Raw genomic sequence first — 22,601 nt, 5'->3', positions numbered from 1 at the left:
CCACCGCCACCGCCACCGCCACCGCCACCGCCACCGCCACCGCCATTGCCCGGGCTCCAGCCACCCCCACTTGATGCTTGCGCCCCCGAAGCATCCGGCGCTCCGCCCGCGCCCGGGCGCTGCCCGCGCCCGCCACCCGGGGTGCCGCCGCCGGGCGCCGCCACCCAGCGGTAGCTCACCGCCTGCACATTGGCCGCATTCAGCAGCGCGATCAGGGATTCATAGGTGGACTGCAGTTCACGGCCAAGGGGCACCGCCAGCGCCTTCAGCCAACGGGCGCGGGTCTCGGGCTCCACGGGGGCGTCGCTGATCAGGTCACGCAGCGCCCCGGCGAAGACCTCCGGGCGCAGCGGGTTCTGCTCGGGCTGCACGCTGGGCAGGCCCTGCGCCGCACAGACCAGCGCGTCGAGGTCGGCCATGAGCGCATCCACCTGCAAGCGAAGCTGCTGCGACAGGCGGGCGAACTCGATGTTCTGGGTGATCTGCGCGTCATCGACCAGGGTCAGGTCGGCAAAGCCGGACAGGCTCGACCCCTGCCCGGCAACCGACGACAGCGTGGGCGTCTCCGCCACCGCACCACCGGCCTGTGCGGCTCTGAACGCAGTGCGCAAACGGGTGGCGTAGGCTTGCGGCCAGCCAGACCGCTGCTTCAATAGGTCGTTCGTGGCCAGCGCCAGGCGGTCACGCACATTCACCGCAACAGTTCCCGCCGCCTCCGCCTGCAGGTTCAAAACGGCTTGGTCGACGCAGTGCTCGAGCACTCGCGCAGACGACGAAGCAGCCTCCTCAAAACAACGCTGAAGAATGGAATATTGCGCGACCATGAATGGCTCATATTTGTAAGTGAGTTTAGCGGCGCAACCCCTTTTTATTGGAGTTCAATTGGTTACAAATTGCACCGAAACTTGTCGCAATTCGAGACACTGTCGCCCCGCGGGCCATGCCTTTACCGCGAGCGCCGGCAGGTTATAAAGGCGCTGCGATTCACACCAAAACGCGGAGACACCATGCACCCCTCGATTCGACGCCAGACGATTGCCGATGCCCTGCGCCGCAGCGCCCTGCGGCTGCCCGCCAAGACGGCCATCATCTGTGGCCCTACCACCTGGACCTATGGCGAATTCGATGCCCTGGTGAGCCGCCTGGCCGCCGGCCTGGCGACGCGCGGCGTGGAGACGGGTGACCGCGTGGCGGTGCTGGCGCGCAACTCTCATGGCTTCGCCGCGCTGCGCTTTGCGCTGGCGCGCCTGGGTGCGGTGCTGGTGCCAATCAACTTCATGCTCAAGGCCGACGAGGTGGCCTACATCCTGCGCCACGCGGGGGCGCAGACCCTGGCCACCGACAGCGGGCTGGCCGATCTGGCCCGCGCAGCCGCCGCGCTGGACACGAAGGTGAAGGATTTCCTCTGGCTGCCGTCGGAAGACCCAAGCGAGCCCGCCCCCGGCATGACGACCTTTGACGAACTCGCCGCCTGCACCGCTCCACTGCCCGATGTGCAACTGACCAGCAACGACCTGGCGCAGATCGTCTACACCAGCGGCACCGAATCCACACCCAAGGGTGCGATGCTCACACACGATGCCGTGCTGTGGCAGTACGTGAGCTGCGTGGTCAACGCCGAGATCGCCGAGGCCGACCTGGCGCTGCACGCGCTGCCGCTGTACCACTGCGCGCAGCTCGACGTGTTTTTCGGTCCGGCGATCTACATCGGCTCCACCAACGTCATCACGGCCAAGCCGGTGCCCGACCACCTGCTGCCGCTGATCGCGAAGCACCGCATCACCAGCTTCTTTGCGCCGCCGACCGTCTGGATCGCGCTGCTGCGCTCGCCCCTGTTCGACACCACCGATCTCACCAGCCTGGCGAAGGGCTATTACGGCGCCTCCATCATGCCGGTCGAGGTCCTGCGCGAACTGGCCACCCGGCTACCGAAGGTGCGCCTGTGGAACCTCTACGGCCAGACCGAGATTGCACCGCTGGCCACCATGCTCGGTCCCGACGACCAGCTGCGTAAGCCCGGCTCGGCCGGCCGGGCCGTTCTCAACGTGGAAACCCGGGTGGTGAACGACGACCTGCGCGACGTGGCGGTGGGTGAAGTCGGCGAAATCGTGCACCGCTCGCCGCACCTGATGCTAGGCTACTTCAACGATCCCGAGCGAACCGCCGCCGCGTTCAGCGGCGACTGGTTCCACAGCGGCGACCTGGCCATGATCGACGCCGAGCGCTACATCACGGTCGTCGACCGCAAGAAGGACATGATCAAGACCGGCGGCGAGAACGTGGCCAGCCGCGAGGTGGAGGAGATGATCTACCGCCTGCCGCAGGTCAGCGAGGTCGCCGTGATCGGCCTGCCCGATGCGCGCTGGGTCGAGGCCGTCACGGCCGTGGTCGTGGTCAAGGCCGGCAAGGCCCTGACCGAGGCTGAGGTCATTGCCCACTGCACCACCCACATGGCCAGCTTCAAGGCGCCGAAGCGCGTGGTCTTCGCCGACAGCCTGCCCAAGAACCCCAGCGGCAAGCTGCTCAAGCGGGAGTTGCGCCATACGCATGGCGGCTAAGCGGACTTCCGGCAGCGACCGACTTTGCGCAACAACCGTAGACTTTTGTAAACGCTGTATCCCGACGGCATTCATGCCTTCGCGCTGATGCGGCAGGCCCGCCCGCGTGCGCCGCAGGCGGCTGTCAGCCCTGGCATGGCCCGCCTTGACGTTTCGTTTGATTACACCCCCTGACGTCTGATTACGGGTGCATCCGGCGTGCCCCCCCTAGCATACCCGCAGGTCATTTCATTGACCGGGCCGGACGTGCGTCCTTCCATCGAAGCGCCCCCGGAATTCGGATCACCAAAGGGAGTTTCAGATATGTCAAGCAACAAGGCTGGCCGCTTTTCAATGCTGTCTGCGCCGGTAACCGGCACCACGGGCACCGGGCTCGATCAACTCGTCGACGCCGTCTTCTCCGACACCGGATTGTCCGGCGCCAACATGGCAACCGATCTGCTCGGTGGCGCCGCGGCGGCGGATGGGCTGAACCAGATCATTCTGGATGCTGCCGCAGCGACCGGCGCAGCCACAGACCGCATCTTCACGGCCAGCGAAGTGATCGCGATGAATGCTTGGATTCGCGAACACCGGCTGCCGGAATGGACGGCTCTGCACGGCGACGACGAAGGCGCCGAAGAGACGGGATTTCACCTCATCCAGAATGACGGCGGCAACCTGAAGTACCGGGGTGATGCCCTTTTCGACACGGTAGCCGATGGCATCTACCACCTCGGATTCGAAATCAGGGACAACCGCTTCCTCAATGAAGACGGCGATGCCAATGCATCGGTCAATCAGGTGGCCGCATGGCTGACCCAGTTCTTTACCGACCATTCCCGCACGGCCAGTGGCCTGGACCGCATCACCAACCTGATCATGGCCGACGCCGGCCTGCCCATGAAGACCCTTGAGGCGGAAATCGCCGGCGGTGCCGACGCGGCCAACAGCATCAACCAGTTGATCATGGACGGCCTGACGGCCGTCGGCGCCCTCGGCGACGGCAAGGTTTCCACCGCCGATGTGATCGCCCTCAATGCCTGGATCCGGGCCGACGCCACGCGGCTGACCCGTTTCATCGAACTGCATGGCGATGACGAAAACGGATCGGAGACCGGCTACCACCTGGTCCAGAACGACGGCGCCACAACCCGCTTCTTTGGCAAGAACCTCGTCAATACCGTGGCCGACGGCGTTTATCACATCGGCTTCGAGATCGTGGACGGCCGCTTCCGCAACGAGGACGGCGATGCCAATGCCACGGTGAGCGACGTGGCCGACTGGCTCAACTACTTCCTGTCCGACGCATCCAGCACCGGCACCGGACTCGACCGCATTGTCGACACTATCAAGGTCGACGCCGGACTTGCCCGCAACTCCCCTGCAGCGGACATCGACGGCGGGGCTGGAGCGGCGAACGCCCTGAACGCCCTGATCCTGGAGGGCATCGCGGCGACCGGCGCGATGGCCGACAGCTGGATCACCAGCACCGACCTCGAGGCGATCAATGCCTGGCTGCGCGCCGACCCTATGCGCCTGGCCCGGTTCATCGAGTTGCACGGCGACGACGAAAACGGGAGCGAGACGGGCTATCACCTGGTGCAGAACGATGGCGCCAACACCAACTATTTCGGCCAGAACCTGGTCAATACCGTGGCGGACGGCATCTACCACATCGGATTCACGATCGAGAACGGTCGCTTTCTGAACGAGGACGGTGACGCGAACGCCACGTTGGCCGACGTGGCGAGTTGGCTCAACTATTTCATCAAGGGTTCCACCTTGGTCATTGGCGCCGATGCGGCTTCGTTGCTGACCGGCACCGACGGCGCAGACCAGATCATCGGCCAATGGAATGCAGACACCATCGAGGCGGGCGCGGGCGATGACCTCGTCAACGCGGGCTACGGCAACGACCTGATTCGCGGTGGTGACGGCGACGACCTCCTCCTGGGTGAAGGCGGTGATGACACGATGGACGGCGGCAATGGAAGCGACACCTACCAGGTCACCGGCAACCAGGCGGGTGGCTGGAGCAGCTTTGGCGGCTTCGATACCTACGCCGACACCGGCGCCTTGGGCACCGACCGCATCGTGGCCACGGGCACCGATGTGGACATCGGCCTGCGCAATTTCAGCGCCGCCTTGTCAAGCATTGAGGAGATTGATGCGTCCGGTGCCACCGGCACCGTGCGCCTGGTGGGCGACTGGAGCGCCGACACGATCGATCTGCGCGGCGTCACCGTTCTCGGCAATGTGGTGGTGGATGGCTACCACGGCAACGACAGCTTGTTCGGCAACGACGCGGACAACACCCTGCGCGGCGGCGGTGGCGACGACAGCCTGGACGGCGGCAATGGCGCGGACACCTACCTCGTCTCGGGTAACCAAGCCGGCGGCTGGAGCAGCTTTGCCGGCTTCGACACCTACGCCGACACCGGTGCTGCCGGCACCGACCGTATCGTGGCCAGCGGGGCCGATGTGGACATCGGCCTGCGCAGCTTCAGCGCCACCAGCGGCATCGAGGTGATCGACGCCTCGGGTGCCACCGGCACCACCCGCCTGGTCGGCGACTGGAGCGCCGACACCATCGACCTGCGCGGCGTCACCGTGCTCGGCAATGTGGTCGTCGATGGTGCATCCGGGGACGACCGCCTCATCGGTGGCACTTCCAACGATGTGCTCGGCGGCGGGAACGGCAACGACTTGCTGGTCGGCGGCGCGGGTCAGGACGCCCTGGATGGCGGCAAGGGCAACGACCTGCTGCTCGGCAGCCAGGGGCTCCCAAGCGGCCGCGAGCTGTTTGTGGGCGGTACCGGCAACGACCGGATCGCGCTGGCCTACAACGACCACAGCGCGGTGGACATTCGCGGCGGATCGCTGAGCGGCAAGGACGGGTCGGCCGACCTGATCACCCTGGTTGGCACCCGCGGCGCCCTCGCCTTCTCGGCCATGGTGTTGGATTTCGAGGTGGGCAAAGACCGCATCGACCTAAGCCAGTTGCGGGACGCCGGCAACAACGTCATGGCACTCGACGATCTGCTCATCAGCACCGGCGGCGGCAATACCCAGATCGGATTCGCCGCCGGTGTTCATGCCATCGACGGTGGCAGCATCGACGTGCAGATCACCCTGGTCGGCGTGACAGGCGTGAGCGCCTCGGCATTCAGCTTTGGCGCGCCGACCCTGCCCTGGGGCCTGGCAGCACTGGATACCGCTTTGGGTTACCTGTGAGCGCCGCCTTCATGGCGATCGCCCTGCAGAACGCGCTGCCGAAGGGCAACTGACGCTCTGCCGGCGATACCTGCGGCGCGGCTGGCGCCAGCGGGTCGTAGGGACGGCAGCTTTTCGAAAGAATAATGCCTGAACCCCTTGCCGGATGGTCGATTTCCGCTATGACTGTTGACGATGCCCCAGCCGCCAGAGCGAGGTAATCTCAGCCGCCCGTGCCGCGTGCAGCGGGTCGCTGGCGTCGCCGGCCTTGGGGTGGCGCGGCCGCACGTCGAGCCGCCCCCGCACCGCCAGCCCGGCGGATTCGATCCAGCCCAGCAGCTGCTCGCGCGGGCGCAGGTCCAAGTGCTCCGCCAGGTCCGACAGCACCAGCCAGCCCTCGCCCTGCGGCGCCAGGTGGGCGGCCAGCCCGTCCAGAAAGCCGCGCAGCATGCGGCTGTCGGGGTCGTACACCGCGTGTTCGACCGGGGTGCTGGCGCGCGCCGGCACCCACGGCGGGTTGCAGACGATCAGCGGGGCCTGGCCGTAGAGCGCCAGTGTCGGAAACAGGTCGGCCTGCACCACCTCGACGCGCTCCTGCAGGCCCAGGCGTTGAAGGTTGTCGCGGGCGCAGGCCAGCGCGCGCGGGTCCTGGTCGGTGGCCACCACGCGCTGTACGCCGCGGTGCGCCAGCACCGCCGACAGCACCCCGGTGCCCACGCCCACGTCAAACGCCAGTGTGTTGGACGGCAGCGGCGCCTGCGCCACGAGCTGCACGTACTCGCCGCGCACCGGCGAGAACACGCCGTAGTGCGGATGGATCCGGTTGTGGCCCGGCCCGCCGAGCGAAGCGACCTCCACGCCTTTCTTGCGCCACTCGTGTGCGCCCACCACGCCCGAGAGTTCACGCAGCGACACCACGCTGTCCGCGCCGTCCCGGGCCGTCCGGGCGTCGGCATCCCAGGCTTCGGTGCAGGCGTCCCGGAAGTCCGGCGCCCGGCGCAGAGGCACGGCGTAGTCGGCCGCCAGCGGAATGATCAGCATGCCCAGCACCCGGGCCCGCTGCGCCTGCGCCTGGCGGTGCAGGTGAAACGCCTGTGCCGGGGTGGTTGGTGCCGTGGCCTCGGCACCGGCACCGGCGGCGGTCGCGCGGGCGGGCCGGCGCGGCTTGCGATCCGCCCGGCGGGCCAGCGCCTGCAGCAACTGGCGGGCATTGTGAAAGTCGCCGCGCCACAGCAGGGCCGTGCCCTCGCAGGCCAGACGGTAGGCGGCGTCGGCGCCCATCGTGTCGTCGGCCAGCACCACGCGCCGTGGCGGCGGGGCACCACTTTCCGAACGCCAGCGCACCGATTGCTCGATGCCGTTTTCGAGCCAGTGGAGCTGCGCGGGCGGGTTCATCCACCCATTGTCACGCAAGCGCCTCCGGCATCGGGGCAAGCTGTGCCGTCAGCCAACGGCTGGCGCTGGCCGGGTCGTTGCTCAGGCGCAGCTCGGCAAAGGCCTGCTCCGCCTCGGGGTAGTGGCCACGCAGGTAGTTCAGCCACTGCTTGAGCCGCCCGCTGCGATGCCGTGGCTCGACGCGGATGGCAATCTGCCGCCAGAAGTCGCCGATCAGCGGCAGCAGGTCGTTCCATGCAATGCCCCCGGCACCGGCCGGGGCGACGCGCGCCACGCGATCCGCCGCTGTGATGGCCAGCGCCAGGCCCGGGTTTCGCACCAGGCCGCGCCCGATCATGAGGGTGTCGCAGCCGGTGACGTCGCGGCAGCGCCAGGCGTCCTGCACCGTCCAGATCTCACCGTTGGCGATCACAGGCAGCCGGACCGCCGCCCGCACCTCATGGATCCGCTCCCAGTAGGCCGGCGGCCGGTAGCCCTGCACCCGGGTGCGCGCATGCACCACCAGCTCGTCCGCCCCGGCCTCGTCGATGGCGCGGGCGCAGTCCAGCGCCGGGCCGTCGCAGCGGTTGCCCAGGCGCATCTTGGCCGACACCGGAATGGTCGGCGGCACCGCACGGCGCACCGCCGCCACGATGCGGCCGACCAGCTCCGGCTCGTCCAGCAAAACGGCCCCGCCGCGGTGCTGGTTCACCGTCTTGGCCGGGCAGCCGAAGTTGAGGTCGATGCCGGCCGGGCCCAGCGTGGCCAGCAGGGCGGCGTTCTCGGCCATGCACGACGGGTCAGAGCCCAGCAGCTGGGGGCGCACCGGCACGCCGGCCGGGGTACGGCTGCCTTGGTGAAGTTCGGGCACGATGCGCGTGAACACCCGCGGGGGCAGCAGCTGGTCGGTGATGCGGATGAACTCCGACACGCAGCGGTCCACGCCGCCGACGCGGGTCAGGATGTCGCGCAGCGTGAAATCCAGCAGCCCTTCCATGGGCGCGAGGATCAGTTTCATGCGACAAGGCGCGCGGCGTGCAGCAGGCGCATCAGTCCAGCGTGCGTTTGAGGCGGATTTCCTCGACCTTGACGCTGCCCATGGGCGTGGTGCGTGCGGTGTTGAGCTCGCGCTTGAAGCCGGCCAGCTCGAAGAAGCGCAGCGCACGCTCGTTCTTCAGCATCACCCACAGCGTGACCTCCGTGCAGCCCTCTTCCACAAGCCCCTCGCGCGCGGCGTCCCACAACGCCAGGCCGGCGCCCTGATCCCAGTCGCCGGGGCCGACGTAGATCGCCCAGATCTCGCCGGTGGTGGGCTTGGACTTCGGGTCGCGCGAGCGGTCGAAACCGACGAAACCCACGATGCGGTCTCCATCCACCGCCACGTGCACCTGCGGATCGCCGTACTGGATGGCCTCGCGCCAGAGCTTCAGGCGCTTGTCCACCGAAATGGCCTTCAGATCGGCTTCGGGCAGCAGGCCCTCGTAGGCTTCCTGCCAGGTGTTGACATGGATGGCGGCAATGGTGGCGGCGTCGCGCGCGACGGCGGGGCGGACCTGGTACAGGGACATGATGTTCAGCAAGGGAAAAAAGGGGAAACGACCGGGCGCCCAAGGCGACACGAATGCGCCCCATTGTCGCCGCTGCGGCATCATCACGGCGCTGCACGGGCAGGCGGGCACCCTTGCCCATACCCGAAATACTCCTGATTCAATAGCATTTCATGACCTTTGGACGCTGGGAAAGGCGCAATTTCGTCCATATTTCGGTCAAACAACCGTCTGAACAACCTTTGCGCCGGGTTTTGGCATGATCCTCGGTATGTCGCGACGCTTTGCCCCTTTCTCCTTTTTGCTGCAAGCGCTGCTAGTCTGGTTCCTGTGCAGCGGCGCTGGCGCTGCCCCGCCACCTTTTGAAGACAGCATGGCCCAGCGCGTGCTGGCGTGCACCGCCTGCCACGGCGACCAGGGCCGCGCCGGACCCGACGGCTACTACCCCCGCCTGGCCGGCAAGCCGGCGGGCTACCTTCACCACCAGCTGCTCAACTTCCGCGACGGGCGGCGCCACTACGGCCTGATGACGCGCATGGTGGACCCGCTCAGCGACGCCTACCTGCTGGAGATCGCCCGGCATTTTTCTTCGCTGGAACTGCCCTACCCGCCGCCAGCGCCCGTCACTGCCTCGCCCGGGTTGCTGCACCGCGGCGAGGTGCTTGCGCGCCAGGGAGATGCGGCGCGCGGGGTGCCGGCCTGCACGCAGTGCCACGGCACGCAGCTGACCGGCGTGGCGCCGGACATTCCGGGCCTGCTGGGCCTGCCGCGCGACTACCTGAACGCCCAAATCGGTGCCTGGCAGACCCAGCAGCGCCGCGCCCACGCACCGGACTGCATGGCGCAGATCGCCGGGCGCATGGATGCGACGGACGTCAGCGCCGTGGCCGCCTGGCTGGCCGCTCAGCCCGTGGCGATGCCCGCCAACCCCGCCACCGTGATGCCGCCAGCCCCGCCCGGTGCACCGCGCTGGCGCTGCGGCAGCGCGCCCGCGGTGCAGGCTGCCGGAGAACGGCCATGACGCGCGCAGGCCGCGCCCTGGCGGTGCTGGTGCTGCTGCTGGCCGGCCTTGGCGCCGCCGTGTGGTGGCTGGGCGTGAGGGATGCGCCGGAGGACCGGGCGGCAGCGGTGCCCGTCGCCGCGGAAGAAGCCCGGGCGCGCGGCGCCTACCTGGCCCGAGCCGGCAACTGCCTGGGCTGCCACACGCTTCGTGGCGGCGCGCCCTACGCAGGCGGACGCGCCATCGAGACGCCCTTCGGAACGGTCTATTCGAGCAACCTGACGCCCGACGCACCGACCGGCATCGGTCATTGGAGCGCGGATGACTTCTGGCGCGCCTTGCACCACGGGCGCTCACGCGACGGTCGACTGCTGGCGCCTGCATTTCCCTACACCAGCACGACCCGGATCACCCGCGCCGATTCAGACGCCCTGTACGCCTGGCTGATGAGCCAGCCCCCCGTCGCCCAGGCGAATCGCGAGCCTGCACTGCGCTGGCCCTTCGGCACGCAAGCAGCGCTGGCGTTTTGGCGTGCGTTGTATTTCCGCCCCGGCGTGCAGGCGTCCGACCCGTCGCAATCCGCCCAGTGGAACCGCGGCGCCTACCTTGTGCAAGGCCTGGCCCATTGCGCCGAATGCCACGGTGCGCGCAACGCGCTGGGCGCGCTCAAGGCCGGTGGCGCCGGCGGTGGGCAGCTTGCGCTGCAGGAAGGGTACGCCCCCTCGCTGCACGACCGGGCCGAGGCCGGCGTGGCCGACTGGCCGCTGGCCGAGATCGTCGCCTTTCTCAAGACCGGGCAGTCGGCCCGCGGCCACGCCAGTGGTCCGATGGCCGAGGTGGTGCTCCAGAGCACGCAGCACCAGAGTGATGCCGACCTCCAAGCCATGGCAACCTACCTGAAGGCGCTGCCGCAGGTGCCCGATGCCAAACCGTCCGCGCAGGCCACCGCCAAGCCAACAGGCGCCGCGCGCGTCCAGCGCGGCGCCCGGCTGTACGAAGACCATTGCGCGCGCTGCCACGGCGAGCGCGGCGAAGGCGTGCCGGGCGCCTATCCGGCCCTGGCGGGCAACCGCGCCGTCGTCATGGCCCAGACCACCAACATGGTGCACGCGGTGCTGCACGGCGGCTTTGCGCCGGCCACCGCCGGCAACCCGCGCCCCTTCGGTATGCCGCCTTATGTGCTGGTGCTGGACGATGCGGATATCGCCACCGTGCTGACGCATCTGCGCAGCGCCTGGGGCAATGCGGCGCCGGAGGTCACCGAACTGGAGGTCAACCGCGTGCGGGCGGCCCAGGCGCGTTAGCGCAGCAGGAGATCGCTGCTTTCACCCGAGCGCTGGAACGGGCCCAGCGGGTTGGTGGTCTTCTCGAACGTGTTGAGCTTGGACTCGCCCGCACTGTTGCGGAACAGCACGATGCCGTTGCGCACCACCACCAGTCCCTCGAAGCGCCAGCCGTTCATCTGGACATCGCGCTTGATGTTGAAGAAGTCGAGGAAGAAATTGCCGTCGCGCTGCCGGTCGACCCGGCCGAAGCGATAGACGTAAGCCTTGCATTGGGTCTGCGCCAGGATGCAGTCACGCACGCCGGGGTCGAGCGCATCGAGCGCCACGCCGGAGTACGGTGCCAGCCGGCTGACAACCTCGGGATACGGAATGATCGAGACGTTGGCGCTGGCCTGAGGGTCGAAACCCAGCGCCTTGAGCTCCTCTAGCGTCGTCTTGTAGGGAACGGTCTTTTCGAGCGCGGCCTGGGCCGCCTCGAAACTGTCGAATGACGACGGCGACACTGCGCTGCTGCTGGGCAACAGGGCCGTACACCCCGCCAGACCCAAAGCGGTCACCAGAATCAGGACCCGCAAGCAAAGTTGTTTCATGCGCCCACTATCTCCCAAACTCTCGTGAGCATCCTTGCGACAGGTCAAGCATGCCGCGCATGCCACGCGCCGCTATTCAGCGGCTGCGCCCAGCCGGTCGAGTTGCGCTTTCCATTCGGCCACGCCGTCGGCGCCGAGCCGATCGACGCCGCCGATCAGGGTTTCGCGCACCGGATCGATGCCGACAAAGCTCAGAATGTTGCGCTCCAGCGATCTGACGCCGCTGGCACGGAAATACCAGCGGTACACGATGGTCGGCATGCCCAGGGTCACGACCACCCGCGCCGAGCGGCCGGTCAGCCCCTTGCGGCCGAACGGGTTGCCGTCCTTCTCGGTAAACGCAAAACCGGGTCGCGCCACCTGCTCCAGAAAGCCCTTGAAATGGGCTGGCAGGCCACCCAGCCACAGCGGAAAGAACAGCACCAGATGCTGGGCCCACAGAATGTCGGCCTGCACACCCACCAGTGCCGGCGGAACCGGGCCGTGGTCCCATTCCGCCTGACTGCGCAGGATCGGAAAATCCAGCTTCGCCACATTCACCCGCCGAACGGCATGTCCAGCATCGATCGCACCGGCGGCATAGGCGTCTTCCAAGGCGTGGCAGAGATGCCGGGCATCCGGATCGGGGTGGCCCTGGATGATGAGAATGCGTCTGGCGGTCATTTCAGTTACCTCCGGCGTCCTGTTGGTTTCGCGGTATCGCAGCTGGTGCGGCCCGCCTGACCACAGTGTGCGGCGCCCACCCGACCAACGCAAGCGTACCGGGAAACCAGCCGTCTCGGAAGGGACCGGTTGCCGGTGTCAAAATCGCCGCATGTCCGCCACCCTACCACCTGCTCCCAACGATGCGCCGCCTGCACAGCCGCGCAATCCGCTGCACGGCATGACACTGGAGGCGATCGTGACGGCGCTGCAGGCCCGATACGGCTGGGAGGGCCTGGGCGAACGCATCCCCGTGCGCTGCTTCACCCACGACCCCAGCATCGCCTCCAGCCTGAAGTTCCTGCGCAAGACGCCCTGGGCGCGCGACAAGGTGGAAGGGCTGTACCTGTTCATGCTGCGGGACGACCGGCGCGCCCAGGGCCACGCCGGCACACCGCCGGCCGCGGCACCGTGATCGCACCCGCCGCCTATCCCTCCATGACCCACGAACCCCGCCTGATGCGCGAACTGCGCGACCTGATCGCCGGCCGCCGCGTGGCGGCGCTGGGCACGCTGGACGCCGCCGACCCGGCGCAGCCTTTCGTCTCGATGGTGCCCTACGCGGTCTGGCCAGGTGGCCCCGCGCTGGTGGTGCACCTCAGCGGCCTGGCGGCACACACACGCAACCTGCAGGTGCAGCCGCGTGCGTCGCTGCTGGTGATGGCGGCCGAGACGCCGGGCGAGCCGGTGCATGCCTTGCCGCGCGTGTCGCTGGATGTGGTGGCCGACACGCCCGGGCGCGACAGCGCCGGATGGCAGGCGGCGCGCCATGCCTACCTGGCCCGTTTCCCCGAGGCCGAACCGATGACCACGCTGGGTGACTTCCGTTTCGTGCTGCTGCGCCCCACGGGCGCGCGCCAGGTGGCCGGCTTCGGCGCCGCGCGCAGCGTGGACGGGGACGAGCTGGCTCGCGTGCTGGGCGCATGAGCGCAGTGGCCGCAGGCGGACCCGAATCCGCTCCGCCCTGGTCCGCGGGCCCGCCCGTGCCGCCCGGCCTGCAGGTGGTGCACGCCGACGACGCCCTGCTGGTGTTCGACAAACCCGCCGGCCTGCTGGCCGTGCCCGGGCGCGGCGAGGACAAGCAGGACTGCCTGGCGGCCCGCGCGCAGGCCGCGTTTCCCGACGCCCTGGTGGTGCACCGGCTCGACATGGCCACCTCCGGCCTGATCGTCATGGCCCGTGGCCCGGCCGCCCAACGCGCGCTCAACCTCGGCTTTGAAAAGCGCCAGGTGCACAAACAGTACGTCGCGGTGGTGCAGGGTCTGCTGGCACCGCCCGAGACCGACGACGGCTGGGGACTGATCGACCTGCCCCTGATCCTGGACTGGCTGAACCGCCCGCGCAGCATCGTCGATCACGAGCAGGGGCGGCCCAGCCGCACCCGCTGGCGGGTGCTGGCGCACGACGCGGCTGCGGGCACCACCCGCGTGCTGCTGGAGCCCGTCACCGGACGCTCGCACCAGTTGCGCGTGCACCTGCAGGCGCTGGGCCATCCCATCGTGGGCGATCCGCTCTATGCGCCTGCCCAGGAAACAGGCTCTACCAGCCGCCTGCTGCTGCACGCGCAGCGTCTGGCACTGTTTCACCCGGCCACCGGCATGCCGATGGTGTTCGACAGCGCGCCACCGTTCTGAAGACCCACCTCGTCGGCCGTGGCGCTACCATGCGTCCATGACAACCCCCCTCACGATCCTCACCGGTGCTTCCCGCGGCATGGGCCTGGCCATGGCGCGGCAACTGCTGCAGCCTGGCCACACGCTGCTCACGCTCTCGCGCACACCCAACCACTCCCTGAGCGCCGACGCTGCAGCTGCTGGCGCCACGCTCGTCCAGTGGTCCGTGGACCTGGCCGACGCCAGTGCCGTGGCCGCCCGTCTGTCCGCCTGGCTGGCGGCGCAGCCGCACGGCGCTTTCGCAGCGGCGACGCTGATCAACAACGCGGGCGTGATACCCCGCATCGGCCCGCTGAGCGAGGCCGAGCCGGACGACCTGGCGCATGCGCTGCGGGTCGGCCTGGAGGCACCGATGGCGCTGACGGCGGCCTTCCTGCACGCCACCGCCGCCTGGCCCGTGCCGCGCAAGGTGCTCAACATCTCGTCCGGCCTGGGGCGGCGCGCGATGGCCTCGCAGGCGGGCTACTGCGCCGCCAAGGCCGGCATGGACCACTTCACCCGCTGCCTGGCGCTGGAAGAAGCGCTGAAGCCGGACGGCGCCCGGGTGTGCTCGCTGGCGCCCGGCGTGATCGACACCGACATGCAGGTGCGGTTGCGCGGCGCCGCCAGCACCGCCTTTCCGGACGTGGGCAACTTCATCGGCCTGAAGGACAAGGGCCTGCTGAGCAGCCCGGATGGTGCGGCGGCCCAGGTGCTGGGCTACCTGGGCCGTGCCGATTTCGGCGCCAACCCGGTCGCCGACGTACGGGATTGAGGCTTGAAACAGGGCCTTCCGTCCTATTTCTTGACAAGAATCGCACCTTCCCAGCGCGGAATGGTCATTATCTGCTCCTGATTCAGGAGTGTTTCCTGGCGCGGTGAGCCCATCCCGTTGACCAGGTGGGCGCAGCGGCCGGCTCAATACACCTGCGGCACCAGGATTTCTTGCGGCACCGGCTGGCGCACATAGTCGTCGTGGCGCTCGCGCGGCGGCAGCACGACCGGCGCGCGCTCGATCTCGCGGTAGTCCATCTGCGCCAGCAGGTGGTGGATGCAGTTCAGGCGGGCTTTCTTCTTGTCGTCAGCCGGCACGATCCACCAGGGCGCGTCGTCGACGTGGGTGCGCGCCAGCATCGCCTCCTTGGCGCGGGTGTAGTCCTCCCAGCGCCGGCGCGACTCCAGGTCCATCGGGCTGAGCTTCCACTGCTTGAGCGGGTCGTGGATGCGCCCGAGAAAGCGCAGGTTCTGCTCGTCGTCCGAAATCGAGAACCAGTACTTGATGAGCTGGATGCCCGAGCGCACCAGCATCTTCTCGAACTCGGGCACGTCGCGGAAAAAGGCCTCGACATCGTCTTCCGAACAAAAGCCCATGACCCGCTCCACACCGGCGCGGTTGTACCAGCTGCGGTCGAACAGCACCATCTCGCCGGCGGCCGGCAGGTGCGACACGTAGCGCTGGAAGTACCACTGCGTGCGCTCGCGGTTGTTGGGCGCCGGCAGCGCCGCCACGCGGCACACGCGCGGGTTCAGGCGCTGGGTGATGCGCTTGATCACGCCGCCCTTGCCGGCGGCATCACGCCCTTCGAAGAGGATCACCACCTTGTGGCCGCTGGCCACCACCCAGTCCTGCAGCTTGACCAGCTCACCCTGCAGGCGAAACAACTCGCGGAAGTAGTGGCGCCGGGTTTCGCGGCTTTCCAGCGTGAAGTCGGGCGAGGTGTCGCCCGTCAGCGCGGCGACCGTGCGGTCTTCGAACTCCAGCTCCAGCTCCTCGTCGTAGCCATCGATCAGGTCGCGGTGGATGCGATCCATCAGGGCATCGTCGGCAGACAGGGGGATCTCGGGGGCATTCAGGGGCTCGCTCATGGTGGCTGAAGTGTGGCGCCCGCCTGTGACGGATTGATGACAGACCGGGCGCGGGTTGTCAGCCCGCTGTAGCCGAAAGTGGGGAAAATAGGCGCTTTCACCCACAATCCAGGAGACTCCCATGAGCCGTGAAGTTGTTGTTGTCAGCGGTGTGCGCACCGCCATTGGTACCTATGGCGGAAGCCTGAAGGACATCCCGCCCACCGACCTGGCCGCCCAAGTCGTGCGCGAGTCGCTGGCGCGTGCCGGCGTCGACGGCAAGGACGTGGGCCACGTTGTGTTCGGCCACGTGGTCAACACCGAGCCCAAGGACATGTACCTGTCGCGCGTGGCGGCCATCAACGGCGGTTGCGCCGAGGGCACGCCGGCCTTCAACGTGAACCGCCTGTGCGGCTCGGGCCTGCAGGCCATCGTCTCGGCCAGTCAGTCCATCCTGCTCGGCGATACCGACATCGCCATCGGGGGCGGTGCCGAGAACATGAGCCGCGGCCCGTACGCCAGCCTGAACATGCGCTGGGGCGCACGCATGGGCGACACCAAGATGATCGACATGGTGGTCGGTGCGCTGCACGACCCCTTCCACACCATCCACATGGGCGTGACGGCCGAGAACGTGGCCGCCAAGTACGGCATCACCCGCGAGATGCAGGACGCGCTGGCCGTCGAGAGCCACAACCGCGCCCAGCGCGCCACCGCGGCCGGCTACTTCAAGGACCAGATCGTCCCCGTCACGCTCAAGAGCAAGAAGGGCGAGGTGGCCTGGGCCACCGACGAACATTTCCGCCCCGACTGCAAGCTGGAAGACATGGCCAAGCTCAAGCCCGTGTTCGTGAAGGAAAACGGCACCGTGACCGCCGGCAACGCCTCTGGCATCAATGACGCCGCCGCCGCCGTCGTGCTGATGGAAGCCGGCGCCGCGAAGGCCCGCGGTGCCAAACCGCTGGCCCGCCTGGTGGGCTACGCGCACACCGGCCTGGACCCCAAGATCATGGGCGTGGGCCCCATCTCGGCCACGCAAGCCGTGCTGAAGAAGACCGGCCTCACGGTCAACGACCTGGACGTGATCGAGGCCAACGAAGCCTTCGCCGCGCAAGCCTGCGCCGTGACCCGCGAACTGGGTCTGGACCCGGCCAAGGTCAACCCCAACGGCTCCGGCATCTCGCTGGGTCACCCCATCGGCGCCACCGGCGCGCTGATCACCGTGAAAGCCTTGTATGAGCTGCAGCGCGTCAATGGACGTTACGCCCTGGTCACGATGTGCATCGGCGGCGGGCAAGGCATTGCCGCGATCTTCGAGCGCATGTAATCGATTGCCGAAAAAAGCCGCTCGGCTTGCCGGGCTGAGCTCGCAAACAGAGGGCCCCTTGGGGCCCTTTGTCTTGTTGCGCAGCTCTGGGCCCCGCGCTGTCTGACGTCAGACAGCGCCGTGGCGCGCCAGCAGCCATGCCGGCGCCTCCTGCAGTGCCACGGGGCGCAGAAAGCGGTCAAGGGCCGCCCATCCGACGGAGGTGGTGCCTGGCTGGGTAGATGCCGGGAACGGCCCGCCGTGCTGCTGGCCTGCGGTGACAGCCACACCGGTCGGGAAACCGGCAAACAGCACGCGCCCGGCCACCTGCGTGGCTGCGTGCACCAAGGCGGCGTTCGCTTCGCTGGCCTCGTCTGCACCCCAGATCGTCACCGTCAGCGTGCCGCCAACGGCCTGCAGTGCCTCGATGGCCTGATCTGTTCCAGTGACGCGGACCACCAGCGCGGCGGGGCCGAAGACTTCTTCGTGCAGGTGTTTGCTGGCGATGAAGGTCGCCCCATCGACCTGGGCCAGAAAAGGCCGTGGCGGCTCGCCGTCCGCCGCGCAGTCGGCCAGCAGGGGCTGCAGGTGCGGATGTGCGGCCCAGGCGGCGCAGCCGGCCTCGAAGCCGGCACGCATGTGCGGCGTGAGCATCGCGTGAGTTGGTACGAGCCTGAGCGCGTCGACCAGGGTGGCAACAAAGGCGTCACCCGCCGCGCCGGCCGGCACCAGGATCACGCCTGGGCTGGTGCAGAACTGGCCACAGCCCACGGTGATCGAGCCGGCCAGGCCTTTGGCCAGCTCTGCGCCATTGGCCGCCAGCGCCGCAGGCAAAGCGACCACGGGGTTGACCGAGCCGAGTTCGCCGAAGAAGGGAATCGGACGCTCGCGCGACTGCGCCACCTTCTCCAGCGCCAGGCCCCCACGCACCGAGCCGGTGAAGGCGGCCGCGGCGATCAGCGGGTGCGCCACCAGCGCGGCGCCCACCTCGTTGCCGTGGCGATCGATCAGGCCAAACACGCCAGCCGGCAGGCCTTGCGCGGCCACCACGGCCGAGGCCAGCGCGGCCACCTCGCGCGACAGGCGGGGTGACCGCTGTGCGCGCGCACCACCACCGGGCAGCCAGCGGCCAGGGCTGATGCGGTGTCGCCGCCCAGCACCGAGAAGGCAAAGGGAAAGTTGGAGGCCGCAAACATGGCTACCGGCCCCAGCGGCACCCGCACCCGCAACAGGTGCGGGTGGCCCACGGGCGGCGCGCCGGGCACGGCCGGGTCATCGGTGGCGACGGACGCCGCGCCCTGCTCGACCTGGATGGCGAAGCCGCGCAGTTGGAAGGCCGTGCGGTCAAGTTCGCCATTCAGTCGGGCCAGGCCGAGGCAGGTTTCCTCGTCCGCCAGGGGCACCAGCTGGTCGCGATGGGTTTCGAGCGCCTCGGCCAAACCGCGCAGGAGGGTGGCGCGGATGGCAGCGTCGCTGGCGCCGTAACGGGCAAAGGCCGCATGGGCGGCAAAGGCAGCAGCATCCACATCGGGCGCGGAGGGCGCAGTGAAATCAGTCATGGGAAGGTGCTTAGGGTTCAGCGCACCAGGCAGGGGCGCTTGGGGTCAAAGGTCCAGCCGGGGATCAGGTATTGCATCGCGAGGGCGTCATCGCGCGCACCCAGGCCATGCCGAAGGTAGAGCTGGTGGGCTTTTTCCACCTCGGCCATGTCGAGTTCCACACCCAGGCCGGGCTTCTTGGGCACCTGCACGTAGCCGCCTTCAATGCGCAGCGGCTCTTTGGTCAGGCGCTGACCGTCCTGCCAGATCCAGTGGGTGTCGATGGCGGTGACCTTGCCTGGCGCGGCGGCGCCGACATGGGTGAACATGGCCAGTGAAACGTCGAAATGGTTGTTGGAGTGCGAGCCCCAGGTCAGCCCCCAGTCGCGGCAGGTCTGGGCCACACGCACGCTGCCGGCCATGGTCCAGAAATGCGGGTCGGCCAGCGGAATGTCCACGCTCTGCAGCGCCAGCGCATGCGCCAGCTGCCGCCAGTCGGTGGCCACCATGTTGGTCGCCGTGGGCAAGCCAGTGGACCGGCGGAATTCCGCCATCACCTCGCGGCCGGAGAAGCCGTCTTCGGCGCCGCAGGGGTCTTCGGCGTAGGCCACGACACCGCGCATCTTCTGCCCCAGCCGGATCGCGTCGTTCAGCAGCCAGCCACCGTTGGGGTCCAGGGTCACGCGGGCTTCAGGGAAACGCTCGTGCAGGGCCGTGACGGCCTCCACTTCCTCGTCGCCACGCAGCACACCGCCCTTGAGCTTGAAGTCCTGGAAACCGTAGCGCGCCTGCGCGGCCTCGGCCAGGCGCACGACGGCTGCAGGCGTCATGGCCATCTGATGGCGCAGGCGGCACCACGCGTCGGGATTGTCAGGCTCACTCGCATAGGGCAAGTCGGTTTTCGTGCGGTCGCCCACGAAGAACAGGTAGCCCAGCATCTGCACCGCATCGCGCTGCTGGCCCTCGCCCAGCAGAGCCGCCACCGGCACGCCCAGGAGCTGGCCTTGCAGGTCCAGCAAGGCCGATTCCACCGCGGTCACGGCGTGGATGGTGGTGCGCAGATCGAAGGTCTGCAGGCCGCGGCCGCCGCTGTCTCGGTCGGCAAAGCGCGCGCGCATGGCGTTCAGGATGGCCTGAAGGTTGCCGATGGGCTGGCCTTCGACCAGGGGGCGGGCATCTTCCAGCGTCTGGCGGATTCTTTCGCCGCCAGGCACTTCGCCGACGCCGGTGTGGCCGCTGCTGTCCTGCACGATCAGCAGGTTGCGGGTGAAGAAGGGCGCGTGCGCGCCGGAGAGGTTGAGCAGCATGCCGTCGCGCCCGGCGACGGGGACGACACGCACAGTCAAGACGACGGGAGTGGACATGGATGGAATCAGAAAAGGGAAAACTCAGGTCACCGGGGCCGGGTTGAACAGCACCAGCGCGTTGTGAAGCTTCCAGCGCTCGGCCCAGGTGCGTTGGCGCCCACTGGCCACGTCGAGCATCTGGTGGAACAGCGCCCAACCCACCCCTTCGATGCCGGCTTCGCCGTCGGCAATGACGCCGGCGTTGAGGTCGATCAGGTCGTGCCAGCGCCGGGCCAGCTCGCTGCGTGTGGCCACCTTGATCACCGGCACCTCGGCCAGGCCGTACGGGGTTCCCCGGCCGGTGGTGAACACGTGCAGGTTCATGCCGGCGGCCAGCTGCAACGTGCCGCAGATGAAATCGCTGGCGGGTGTGGCGGCGAAATACAAACCACGGTGGCCGGCCGGCAACTTGTTGCCCGGGCGGAGCACCCCCATGATCGGCGCGCTGCCGGACTTGACTATGGACCCCATCGCCTTCTCAACGATGTTGGACAGCCCCCCCTGCTTGTTGCCCGGGGTGGTGTTGGCACTGCGGTCCACGCCGCCCCTTGTGAGGTAGTCGTCGTACCAGGCCATCTCGCGACGGATGGCCTCTGCCACTGAAGCGTCGGCTGCACGAGCTGTGAGCTGGTCCACCGCATCGCGCACCTCGGTGGTCTCGGAGAACATCACGGTGGCGCCGGCGCGCACCAGCAGGTCGGTGCAGTAGCCCACCGCCGGATTCGCGGTCACACCGGAAAACGCATCACTGCCACCACACTGCACACCCACCACCAGTTCGCTTGCCGGCACGGTTTCGCGGCGACGCTCGTTCAACCGCTCCAGATGCGGCACGGCGCGCTGCATGACGGCCTCCACCATGGCCATGAAGCCGATGTGCTGCTCGTCCTGCAGGCGCAATACGTCCGGTCCGCACGACGAGCCCTGCACCGCAACGGGGATCACCCCCTCAGGCAGGAGGCGCTCGGGCTGCAACTTCTCGCAGCCCAGGCTCAGGACCAGCACCTCGCCGCCGAAGTTCGGGTTCAGGGCAATGTTGCGCAGGGTGCGGATCGGGATCTCCGCACCGGGCGCGTCGATCGCCACGCCACAGCCGTAGCCGTGCTCCAGCGCCACCACGCCATCCACGTTCGGGTAGCGCGGCAGCAGTTCGACACGGATGCGCTCGGCGGCCAGCCGCGCCACGCCGGCCACGCACTGCACGGTCTGGGTGATCGCCAGCAGGTTGCGCGTGCCCACCGAGCCGTCGGCGTTGCGGTAACCCGCGAACGTGAATCCCTTCAGGGGCTCCACCGCCACCGGCGCGCGGGTCGCCACGGGCAAACCCTGCAGCGACGCGGCCGCTGGCATGACCAGCAGCCGCTCGTGCACCCAGCTCCCGGCCGGAATGGCGGCATGCGCATGGCCGATCACCACGTTGTATCGCCGCACCTCGCCCCCGGCAGGGATGTCCACCAAGGCCACCTTGTGCCCCTGCGGCACCCGCTCCCGCAAGGTCAGGCCGTCATCGAACACAGTGCCTGCCGCGAGCCCGCCATCGTTGGCGACAATGGCCACGTTGTCGGACGGGTGCATGCAGATGCGCCGGGGCGATTGGGCACTCATGGTTCAGCCTGTGCTCAATCGGCCGTGATCTTGCGGCTCTCGATCAGCTTCTTCCACCGGGCGTATTCGGAAGCCTGGTAGGCGGTGAACTGCTCGGGGGTGTTGGTCACGATCTCGAAGCCCTGCGCCACCAGCTTGTCCTTGACCGCAGGCTCGTTGAGGCCGGCGACGATGGCGCCATGCAGCTTGAGCTTGATGTCGGCAGGCAGCCCTTTCGGTGCGGCCACCGCCTGCCAGGACTGCACCTCGGCGCCCTTGACTCCCTGCTCGGCCAGCGTCGGCACGTCCGGCAGCAAGGGATTGCGCTTCTCCGACGCCACGGCCAGGGCGCGCACCTTTCCGGCCTTGATGTGCTGGATGATGCTGTTGATGTTCACGAACGCGGCATCCACCTGTCCTCCCAGCAGGTCGTTGATGGCCGGGCCGCCGCCCTTGTAGGGCACGTGCAAGCCGTCGGTACCGCTTTGCTGCCACAACAGTTCGGCGGACAGGTGATCCGACGAGCCGTTGCCCGACGAGGCGAAGCTGACCTTGCCCGGGCTATTTTTCAGGTGGGCCAGCAGGTCGGACACGCTCTTGTCCGGCGAACTGGCCGGCACCACCAGCACGTTGGGCGCTTGCACCGCCACCGTGATCAGGTCGAAGTCCTTGAGTGCGTCGTACTGCACGCCCTTGATCAGGTGCGGCGCGATCACGAACGGACCGAGCGAGGACACCAGCAAGGTGTAGCCATCGGGGGGCGCGCGCTTGACAAACGCCGCACCGATGGTGCCGGTGGCGCCGGCCTTGTTGTCGATGATGAAGCTGCCGCCCATTTTTTCCTGAAGTTTCTGCGCCACCACGCGGCCGATCTGGTCGGACGCGCCGCCTGGCGGAAAGGGAACGACCACGGTCACCGGTTTGTCCGGGTAGGCCGCGAAGGCATTGCCGGCCGCGGCCAGCGCGAGCAGCAGGGCACTGAGGATTTTGTTCATGACGTGTCTCCTTATATCTTTGGAAAGGGTTATAAAAATGGTTGGTAGGAGCCTGTGGGGCTTGTGGTCGAAGGGGTGCGCGG

Annotated in this window: 20 protein-coding genes and 1 pseudogene; 10 read left to right on the top strand and 11 right to left on the bottom strand. The window is 68.2% G+C overall.

All coding sequences use genetic code 11. From position 1 onward, the window contains the following. On the bottom strand, positions 1–824 hold an 824-nt coding region (locus ACMUOY_RS18560), incomplete at its 3' end, for a DUF1631 family protein (RefSeq protein ID WP_413894224.1). 183 nt (positions 825–1,007) lie between these two features. Here ACMUOY_RS18560 and ACMUOY_RS18555 point away from each other — a divergent pair. Together ACMUOY_RS18555 and ACMUOY_RS18550 are read left to right on the top strand one after the other, a co-directional pair. Next, positions 1,008–2,558: an acyl-CoA synthetase gene (locus ACMUOY_RS18555; RefSeq protein WP_413894223.1), complete on the top strand. Its 1,551-nt coding sequence runs from the start codon at positions 1,008–1,010 to the stop codon at positions 2,556–2,558. Positions 2,559–2,861: 303 nt separating this feature from the next. After that, positions 2,862–5,774: a hypothetical protein gene (locus ACMUOY_RS18550; protein WP_413894222.1), complete on the top strand. Its 2,913-nt coding sequence runs from the start codon at positions 2,862–2,864 to the stop codon at positions 5,772–5,774. Between the two features lie 159 nt (positions 5,775–5,933). Here ACMUOY_RS18550 and ACMUOY_RS18545 read toward each other — a convergent pair whose 3' ends face one another. Genes ACMUOY_RS18545 through ACMUOY_RS18535 form a run of 3 tightly spaced genes read right to left on the bottom strand, consistent with a single transcriptional unit; the run spans position 5,934 to position 8,695 of the window. Next, positions 5,934–7,148: a methyltransferase gene (locus ACMUOY_RS18545; protein ID WP_413894221.1), complete on the bottom strand. Its 1,215-nt coding sequence runs from the start codon at positions 7,146–7,148 to the stop codon at positions 5,934–5,936. A 10-nt stretch (positions 7,149–7,158) separates the two neighbouring features. Further along, the gene (locus tag ACMUOY_RS18540; RefSeq protein WP_413894220.1) at positions 7,159–8,145 is read right to left on the bottom strand and encodes a tRNA dihydrouridine synthase; all 987 of its coding nucleotides are present in this window, start codon (positions 8,143–8,145) and stop codon (positions 7,159–7,161) included. A gap of 31 nt (positions 8,146–8,176) precedes the next feature. After that, positions 8,177–8,695, bottom strand: a complete 519-nt coding sequence (locus ACMUOY_RS18535) for a GNAT family N-acetyltransferase (RefSeq protein WP_413894219.1) — start codon at positions 8,693–8,695, stop codon at positions 8,177–8,179. On the opposite strand from ACMUOY_RS18535, the gene ACMUOY_RS18530 reads away from it, so the two are divergent. From ACMUOY_RS18530 to ACMUOY_RS18520, 3 genes are read left to right on the top strand one after another with little or no spacing between them, the layout of a single operon-like run. Further along, a complete protein-coding gene (locus tag ACMUOY_RS18530) occupies positions 8,694–8,909 on the top strand; it encodes a hypothetical protein (protein ID WP_413894218.1) in 216 nt (71 codons plus the stop codon). The two genes, ACMUOY_RS18535 and ACMUOY_RS18530, sit on opposite strands and share 2 nt — an antisense overlap. A gap of 36 nt (positions 8,910–8,945) precedes the next feature. After that, on the top strand, positions 8,946–9,695 hold the full coding sequence (locus ACMUOY_RS18525) for a c-type cytochrome (protein WP_413894217.1): 750 nt from the start codon (positions 8,946–8,948) through the stop codon (positions 9,693–9,695). After that, entirely contained in the window at positions 9,692–10,978 is a 1,287-nt protein-coding gene (locus ACMUOY_RS18520) for a c-type cytochrome (protein WP_413894216.1), read from the top strand. The genes ACMUOY_RS18525 and ACMUOY_RS18520 overlap by 4 nt, the downstream gene beginning before the upstream one ends. Here the strand turns inward: ACMUOY_RS18520 and ACMUOY_RS18515 are convergent. Continuing rightward, positions 10,975–11,550, bottom strand: coding sequence for a hypothetical protein (locus ACMUOY_RS18515; protein ID WP_413894215.1), 576 nt, complete (start codon positions 11,548–11,550; stop codon positions 10,975–10,977). The two genes, ACMUOY_RS18520 and ACMUOY_RS18515, sit on opposite strands and share 4 nt — an antisense overlap. A gap of 72 nt (positions 11,551–11,622) precedes the next feature. Next, a complete protein-coding gene (locus ACMUOY_RS18510) occupies positions 11,623–12,213 on the bottom strand; it encodes an NAD(P)H-dependent oxidoreductase (protein WP_413894214.1) in 591 nt (196 codons plus the stop codon). A gap of 151 nt (positions 12,214–12,364) precedes the next feature. On the opposite strand from ACMUOY_RS18510, the gene ACMUOY_RS18505 reads away from it, so the two are divergent. Genes ACMUOY_RS18505 through ACMUOY_RS18490 form a run of 4 tightly spaced genes read left to right on the top strand, consistent with a single transcriptional unit; the run spans position 12,365 to position 14,679 of the window. Continuing rightward, complete coding sequence (locus ACMUOY_RS18505) at positions 12,365–12,667, top strand: VF530 family DNA-binding protein (RefSeq protein WP_413894213.1); 303 nt, start codon at positions 12,365–12,367, stop codon at positions 12,665–12,667. Positions 12,668–12,690: 23 nt separating this feature from the next. Continuing rightward, positions 12,691–13,179, top strand: coding sequence for a HugZ family protein (locus ACMUOY_RS18500; protein WP_413894212.1), 489 nt, complete (start codon positions 12,691–12,693; stop codon positions 13,177–13,179). Then, entirely contained in the window at positions 13,176–13,886 is a 711-nt protein-coding gene (locus tag ACMUOY_RS18495) for an RluA family pseudouridine synthase (RefSeq protein ID WP_413894211.1), read from the top strand. The genes ACMUOY_RS18500 and ACMUOY_RS18495 overlap by 4 nt, the downstream gene beginning before the upstream one ends. A 37-nt stretch (positions 13,887–13,923) precedes the next feature. After that, positions 13,924–14,679, top strand: a complete 756-nt coding sequence (locus ACMUOY_RS18490; RefSeq protein ID WP_413894210.1) for an SDR family NAD(P)-dependent oxidoreductase — start codon at positions 13,924–13,926, stop codon at positions 14,677–14,679. A 143-nt stretch (positions 14,680–14,822) separates the two neighbouring features. Here ACMUOY_RS18490 and ppk2 read toward each other — a convergent pair whose 3' ends face one another. Next, a complete protein-coding gene (gene ppk2 / locus ACMUOY_RS18485; protein WP_413894209.1) occupies positions 14,823–15,770 on the bottom strand; it encodes a polyphosphate kinase 2 in 948 nt (315 codons plus the stop codon). 121 nt (positions 15,771–15,891) lie between these two features. Between ppk2 and bktB the strand changes: the two genes are divergently transcribed. Next, positions 15,892–17,076 (top strand): beta-ketothiolase BktB, encoded by a 1,185-nt coding sequence (bktB, locus tag ACMUOY_RS18480; protein WP_413894208.1) that lies wholly within the window; start codon positions 15,892–15,894, stop codon positions 17,074–17,076. Between the two features lie 108 nt (positions 17,077–17,184). Here bktB and ACMUOY_RS18475 read toward each other — a convergent pair. From ACMUOY_RS18475 to ACMUOY_RS18460, 4 genes and pseudogenes are all read right to left on the bottom strand, one after another. After that, positions 17,185–18,614 (bottom strand): annotated as a pseudogene (locus ACMUOY_RS18475) (aldehyde dehydrogenase (NADP(+))). 17 nt (positions 18,615–18,631) lie between these two features. Then, a complete protein-coding gene (gene gudD, locus ACMUOY_RS18470; RefSeq protein ID WP_413894207.1) occupies positions 18,632–19,957 on the bottom strand; it encodes a glucarate dehydratase in 1,326 nt (441 codons plus the stop codon). Positions 19,958–19,981: 24 nt separating this feature from the next. Further along, the gene (gene garD / locus ACMUOY_RS18465) at positions 19,982–21,544 is read right to left on the bottom strand and encodes a galactarate dehydratase (RefSeq protein ID WP_413894206.1); all 1,563 of its coding nucleotides are present in this window, start codon (positions 21,542–21,544) and stop codon (positions 19,982–19,984) included. A gap of 14 nt (positions 21,545–21,558) precedes the next feature. After that, on the bottom strand, positions 21,559–22,518 hold the full coding sequence (locus tag ACMUOY_RS18460; protein WP_413894205.1) for a Bug family tripartite tricarboxylate transporter substrate binding protein: 960 nt from the start codon (positions 22,516–22,518) through the stop codon (positions 21,559–21,561). Between the last annotated feature and the right edge of the window lie 83 nt (positions 22,519–22,601).

The organism is Candidatus Skiveiella danica (assembly GCF_022705245.1).
GTDB lineage: Bacteria > Pseudomonadota > Gammaproteobacteria > Burkholderiales > Burkholderiaceae_C > Skiveiella > Skiveiella danica.
Note: the sequence above shows the minus strand (reverse complement) of the source record. Positions and strands in the feature narration are given on the sequence as shown.

What these genes read in the sequence shown, in the direction of transcription:
- ACMUOY_RS18520 (WP_413894216.1), top strand. Translation starts at nt 9,692, where the DNA reads ATGACGCGCGCAGGCCGCGCCCTGGCGGTGCTGGTGCTGCTGCTGGCC.
- ACMUOY_RS18545 (WP_413894221.1), bottom strand. Translation starts at nt 7,148, where the DNA reads ATGAACCCGCCCGCGCAGCTCCACTGGCTCGAAAACGGCATCGAGCAA.
- ACMUOY_RS18505 (WP_413894213.1), top strand. Translation starts at nt 12,365, where the DNA reads ATGTCCGCCACCCTACCACCTGCTCCCAACGATGCGCCGCCTGCACAG.
- ACMUOY_RS18510 (WP_413894214.1), bottom strand. Translation starts at nt 12,213, where the DNA reads ATGACCGCCAGACGCATTCTCATCATCCAGGGCCACCCCGATCCGGAT.
- bktB (WP_413894208.1), top strand. Translation starts at nt 15,892, where the DNA reads ATGAGCCGTGAAGTTGTTGTTGTCAGCGGTGTGCGCACCGCCATTGGT.
- ACMUOY_RS18500 (WP_413894212.1), top strand. Translation starts at nt 12,691, where the DNA reads ATGACCCACGAACCCCGCCTGATGCGCGAACTGCGCGACCTGATCGCC.
- ACMUOY_RS18535 (WP_413894219.1), bottom strand. Translation starts at nt 8,695, where the DNA reads ATGTCCCTGTACCAGGTCCGCCCCGCCGTCGCGCGCGACGCCGCCACC.
- ACMUOY_RS18495 (WP_413894211.1), top strand. Translation starts at nt 13,176, where the DNA reads ATGAGCGCAGTGGCCGCAGGCGGACCCGAATCCGCTCCGCCCTGGTCC.
- ACMUOY_RS18550 (WP_413894222.1), top strand. Translation starts at nt 2,862, where the DNA reads ATGTCAAGCAACAAGGCTGGCCGCTTTTCAATGCTGTCTGCGCCGGTA.
- ACMUOY_RS18525 (WP_413894217.1), top strand. Translation starts at nt 8,946, where the DNA reads ATGTCGCGACGCTTTGCCCCTTTCTCCTTTTTGCTGCAAGCGCTGCTA.
- ACMUOY_RS18515 (WP_413894215.1), bottom strand. Translation starts at nt 11,550, where the DNA reads ATGAAACAACTTTGCTTGCGGGTCCTGATTCTGGTGACCGCTTTGGGT.
- gudD (WP_413894207.1), bottom strand. Translation starts at nt 19,957, where the DNA reads ATGTCCACTCCCGTCGTCTTGACTGTGCGTGTCGTCCCCGTCGCCGGG.
- ACMUOY_RS18540 (WP_413894220.1), bottom strand. Translation starts at nt 8,145, where the DNA reads ATGAAACTGATCCTCGCGCCCATGGAAGGGCTGCTGGATTTCACGCTG.
- ACMUOY_RS18490 (WP_413894210.1), top strand. Translation starts at nt 13,924, where the DNA reads ATGACAACCCCCCTCACGATCCTCACCGGTGCTTCCCGCGGCATGGGC.
- ACMUOY_RS18530 (WP_413894218.1), top strand. Translation starts at nt 8,694, where the DNA reads ATGATGTTCAGCAAGGGAAAAAAGGGGAAACGACCGGGCGCCCAAGGC.
- ppk2 (WP_413894209.1), bottom strand. Translation starts at nt 15,770, where the DNA reads ATGAGCGAGCCCCTGAATGCCCCCGAGATCCCCCTGTCTGCCGACGAT.
- garD (WP_413894206.1), bottom strand. Translation starts at nt 21,544, where the DNA reads ATGAGTGCCCAATCGCCCCGGCGCATCTGCATGCACCCGTCCGACAAC.
- ACMUOY_RS18555 (WP_413894223.1), top strand. Translation starts at nt 1,008, where the DNA reads ATGCACCCCTCGATTCGACGCCAGACGATTGCCGATGCCCTGCGCCGC.
- ACMUOY_RS18460 (WP_413894205.1), bottom strand. Translation starts at nt 22,518, where the DNA reads ATGAACAAAATCCTCAGTGCCCTGCTGCTCGCGCTGGCCGCGGCCGGC.